General features: G+C 71.7%; 7 protein-coding genes. 5 read left to right on the top strand and 2 right to left on the bottom strand.

Annotated elements, in window-relative coordinates; all coding sequences use genetic code 11:
• The 3 genes from AB0G02_RS30785 to AB0G02_RS30775 form a co-directional block, all read left to right on the top strand.
• The coding region (locus tag AB0G02_RS30785) for a helix-turn-helix domain-containing protein (RefSeq protein WP_360800952.1) at positions 1 to 379 on the top strand (379 nt) is incomplete at its 5' end.
• Between the two features lie 101 nt (positions 380 to 480).
• Positions 481 to 1,182, top strand: a complete 702-nt coding sequence (locus AB0G02_RS30780) for a TetR/AcrR family transcriptional regulator (RefSeq protein WP_360800949.1) — start codon at positions 481 to 483, stop codon at positions 1,180 to 1,182.
• A 40-nt stretch (positions 1,183 to 1,222) separates the two neighbouring features.
• The gene (locus AB0G02_RS30775; protein ID WP_360800946.1) at positions 1,223 to 1,996 is read left to right on the top strand and encodes an SDR family oxidoreductase; all 774 of its coding nucleotides are present in this window, start codon (positions 1,223 to 1,225) and stop codon (positions 1,994 to 1,996) included.
• A gap of 117 nt (positions 1,997 to 2,113) precedes the next feature.
• Here AB0G02_RS30775 and AB0G02_RS30770 read toward each other — a convergent pair whose 3' ends face one another.
• Entirely contained in the window at positions 2,114 to 2,500 is a 387-nt protein-coding gene (locus tag AB0G02_RS30770) for a VOC family protein (RefSeq protein ID WP_360800943.1), read from the bottom strand.
• The gene (locus AB0G02_RS30765; RefSeq protein ID WP_360800940.1) at positions 2,497 to 2,790 is read right to left on the bottom strand and encodes a metalloregulator ArsR/SmtB family transcription factor; all 294 of its coding nucleotides are present in this window, start codon (positions 2,788 to 2,790) and stop codon (positions 2,497 to 2,499) included. The genes AB0G02_RS30770 and AB0G02_RS30765 overlap by 4 nt, the downstream gene beginning before the upstream one ends.
• A 140-nt stretch (positions 2,791 to 2,930) precedes the next feature.
• On the opposite strand from AB0G02_RS30765, the gene AB0G02_RS30760 reads away from it, so the two are divergent.
• Entirely contained in the window at positions 2,931 to 3,605 is a 675-nt protein-coding gene (locus AB0G02_RS30760) for a DUF1990 family protein (RefSeq protein WP_360800937.1), read from the top strand.
• Between the two features lie 78 nt (positions 3,606 to 3,683).
• The coding region (locus tag AB0G02_RS30755) for an NAD(P)H-binding protein (protein ID WP_360800934.1) at positions 3,684 to 4,018 on the top strand (335 nt) is incomplete at its 3' end.

Below are 4,018 nucleotides of genomic sequence, written 5' to 3'. Positions count from 1 at the left end.
GCGGATCGCGGGCCGGGCCGGCCAGCGCGGGGTGCGGGACCTGACCGACCTGGCCGGCGAGGTCGCGCTGGCCGCCCAGCCGGTGCTGGCCGACCTGCTGCGCGACACCCTGGCCTGCCTCGACCACGCCGACGACTTCCACCGCGAACTCGTCGGCACGGCACTGGTCTACCTCGACCACGGCCAACGCCTCGGCCACGCCGCCACCGCGCTGCACGTGCACCCCAACACCGTCCGGTACCGGCTCGACCGGCTGGCCGAGATCACCGGCACGCCGTGGGACGACAGCGCCGCGGACGACCCGTCGACCGTCCAGAGCACCCTGCGCCACTGGTGGGCGCTGCGGTCCTGGCTCGACCACCGGCCACCACGCCGCTGACCCTGCGGTTCCCACCGAACCCGCCGTGCATCACGGCCGCTTGTTTCACTGCTAACACTGATGCGTTGTCAGTGATGTACACCTGTGTTAGTGTCGATAACATGGACCACAGATCAGCGATCCTGGAGGCGGCCACCGAGCTGCTGGAGGCCTCGCCCAGCGGCGACATCTCGACCCGGGGTGTCGGTGACCGGGCGGGCGTGCAGCAGCCGGTGATCTACCGCCTGTTCGGCGACAAGGACGGCCTGCTGGCCGCCGTCGTCGACCACGGGTTCGGCCGGTACGTGGCCGCCAAGCGCGCGGCGGAGCCGAGCGACGACCCGGTGGCCGACCTCCGGCGCGGCTGGGACGAGCACACGCGGTTCGCGCTCGAGCACCCCAACCTGTACCGCCTGATGTACACCCCCAAGCTCGCGTCCCGGCCGCAGGCGGTAGGTGAGGCGCACGACCTCCTGCGCGCCGTGCTCGAACGCATCGCCCGGATCGGCCGCCTCACCATCGAGCCCGCCCGCGCCGCCGACATCGTGATGTCCGCCAACAGCGGCGTCGCCCTGGCCCTGATCAGCCGACCCGAAGCGCACCGCGACGTCGCGCTCTCGACGCAGGTCCGCGAGATCGTGCTGCCCGGCATCCTGACCCCGGAACCGGACACCGACCGCACCCCCGCGCCACCGACCACCGCCCACGCGGCGACCACCCTCGGCGCGTTGCTGCGCTCCGGCCCGCCGGGCACGTTCAGCCCGGCGGAACTCCAACTGCTGACCGAATGGCTGCTCCGCCTCGCGGACCTCCACAAACCCTGACCGCGTCCCCTGGCGCAGCCACAGCCTGAAAGGCATTCCCATGACCGAGAACACCGGCACCACCGCCGCCCCCTCCACCACCACGACCGCCACCCGGGTCGCCCTCGTCCTGGGCGGCAGCGGGGGTATCGGCCGGGCCGTCTCCGAGCGCCTGGCCGCCGACGGCTTCGCCGTGGCCGTGCACTACGCCGGCAGCAAGGACAAGGCCGACGCCGTCGTGGCCGACATCGCCTCCCGCGGCGGGCGGGCCCTCTCCGTGGGCGGTGACGTGGCGGAGGAAGCCGACATGAGCGCCGCGTTCGACGCGACGGAAGCCGAGTTCGGCGGCGTCGACGTGGTCGTGAACACCGCCGGGATCATGGTCCTGGCCCCGATCACCGAGCTGGACCTGGCCGACCTGGACCGGATGCACCGCACCAACGTCCGCGGCACGTTCGTCGTCGCGCAGCAGGCCGCCCGCCGCGTCCGCCGCGGTGGTGCGATCGTCAACTTCTCCACGTCGGTCACCCGCACCCAGCTGCCGACCTACGGCGCGTACGTCGCCGGCAAGGCCGCCGTCGAGGGCATCACCCTGATCCTGGCCCGCGAGCTGCGCGGCAAGGACATCACCGTCAACACCGTCGCACCCGGCCCCACCGCCACCCCGCTGTTCCTGCAGGGCAAGGACGACACCACGATCGGCAACTTCGCCAAGGCCACCCCGCTCGAACGCCTCGGTGAGCCGGACGACATCGCCGCCACCGTCGCCTTCCTCGCCGGCCCCGGCCGCTGGGTCAACGGCCAGGTGCTCTTCGCCAACGGCGGCCTCGTCTGAGCACCCGCCTCCCCGCTTTTTGCCGGACCGACCGGACCCGCCCCTGTGATTGACTCTTAGTCAACACTGAAGTTATAAAGACAATCGCAGGCAGAGACACGGCCCCGGAACGGCGGGTCAGTGGAGCTGGGCGATCTGGATCAGGTTGCCGCAGGTGTCGTCCAGCACCGCGGTGGTGACCGGGCCCATCGTCAACGGGTCCTGGGTGAACCGCACGCCCAGCCCGCGCAGCCGGTCGAACTCCGCCCGCACGTCGTCCACGGCGAACGCGGCGGCCGGGATGCCGTCCGCGACCAGCGCCTCCTTGTACGGCTTCACCGCGGGGTGGCCGTCGGGCTCCAGCAGCAGTTCGGTCCCGTCGGGAGCCTCCGGGGAGACGACGGTCAGCCACCGGTGCTCACCGAGCGGGACCTCGGTCTTCTTGATGAAGCCCAGCACGTCGGTGTAGAAGCGCAGGGCCTTGTCCTGGTCGTCGACGAAGACGCTCGACAGGTGGATCCTCATGGGGTTCTCTCCGGTGGGTCGGGCCTGAGCCATCGAGTCACGATGTGCTCCAGCGGTTCTGTGTTCAGGTCGTGGAACTTGTAGCGGCCCTCGCGTCGCGACCGGACCAGCCCGGCGACTTCCAGCACGGCCAGGTGCTGGCTGATCGCCTGACGGGTCAGCCCCACGCCGTGCTTGGACACCAGCCGCGAACAAATCTCGAACAGGGTCTGGGCGTCCCGTTCCACCAGCTCGTCGAGGATGCGTCGGCGGGTGGGATCCGCCAACGCCTTGAACAGCTCCTCGTCCACACGCCCACCATAGGCAAGTGACGGCTTGCCTGACAAGTCCCCGTCCACACCGGACTGCCGGCGTCACCGGAACGGTTGGCGTGCCGGTTGAGGGGGACGCGGGCGGGTAGCCCACGCGCTCCGGGAGGCGAGGAGTCCTCGTGCTGGTGACGCTGTCAGGTCGGGTCGAGACCGGGGTGCTGCTGCGCGGCCTGCGCGGTCGGGGTCTGAACTACGACCCCGCCGAGGTGCGCGCGCCGCAGTGGGTGTTCGACGTGCACCGGCACGACATCGGCCGGGAGGCTCCCGGACCGCCGGAGGACGGTGGCCTGTGGCAGCGGACGCGGGCGTTGGTCGCGGCGTACGAGTTCAGCCCGCCGGAGATCGTGCGGGCGTTCCACGAGGCCGACGCGGACCTCCTCGGACGGGACATGCTGCTGGAGGCACGGCTGCCGGGGCTCCGGTTCCTGATGGGTGTGCGGGTAACGGACGTGCGGGAGGAGACGTCCGCTGGTCGCACGTCGTGGGGGTGGAGCTACGAGACGCTCGACGGCCACCTCGAACGCGGGCGGGTCGACTACGACGTGGTGAAGCACCACGGCACCGGGCTGGTGGAGTTCGTCGCGCGCAGTCACTCCCAGTTGCACCCCCGTGCGCCGTGGTGGATGCGGTGGGGTTGGCGCGTGTTCGGGCGGCGCGTCCAGTTGCGCTTCTACCGGCGGGCCGGGCAGCGGTTGCGGTTGCTCGCCCGCGGTGGGCCGGTGGTGGTCGTCGCACCGGCCGCCGTGCGACGGCCCGGCCGCTGGAGCCTGAGCCTGCACGACCCGATCCGGTGAGCTTGACCCGCGCCCGGCCGGGTAGCCGTCGACAGAACCGTCCCGAGTGGACGGACCTCGACGGACGGAGCGCCTGTCGTGAAAGTCGTGATCACCGGAGCTTCGGGCAACGTGGGGACCGGGGTGCTGCGCGCGCTGGCGGCCGACGGCGACCACGAGGTCGTCGGGATCTGCCGACGACCTCCGCCGCGCGTCCCACCGTTCGGCCGGGTTACCTGGCACGCGTGCGACCTCGGCGCGGACACCGCCCCTGACGCGCTGGACGAGGCGGTGCGCGGTGCGGACGCCGTGGTGCACACGGCTTGGATGTTCCAGCCGCTCCGGCAGGGCGAGCGCTCGGGCGTGTCGACCATCCGGAACACGCCGGCGGGGTCGTGCTGCTCGTCGCGCCGGGTGAGGTCCAGCGGTCGCAG

Source organism: Actinosynnema sp. NPDC023658, from assembly GCF_040639995.1.
Lineage (GTDB): Bacteria > Actinomycetota > Actinomycetes > Mycobacteriales > Pseudonocardiaceae > Actinosynnema.
This window is presented reverse-complemented; position numbering and strand designations above follow the sequence as displayed.

What these genes read in the sequence shown, in the direction of transcription:
- AB0G02_RS30770 (WP_360800943.1), bottom strand. Translation starts at nt 2,500, where the DNA reads ATGAGGATCCACCTGTCGAGCGTCTTCGTCGACGACCAGGACAAGGCC.
- AB0G02_RS30775 (WP_360800946.1), top strand. Translation starts at nt 1,223, where the DNA reads ATGACCGAGAACACCGGCACCACCGCCGCCCCCTCCACCACCACGACC.
- AB0G02_RS30780 (WP_360800949.1), top strand. Translation starts at nt 481, where the DNA reads ATGGACCACAGATCAGCGATCCTGGAGGCGGCCACCGAGCTGCTGGAG.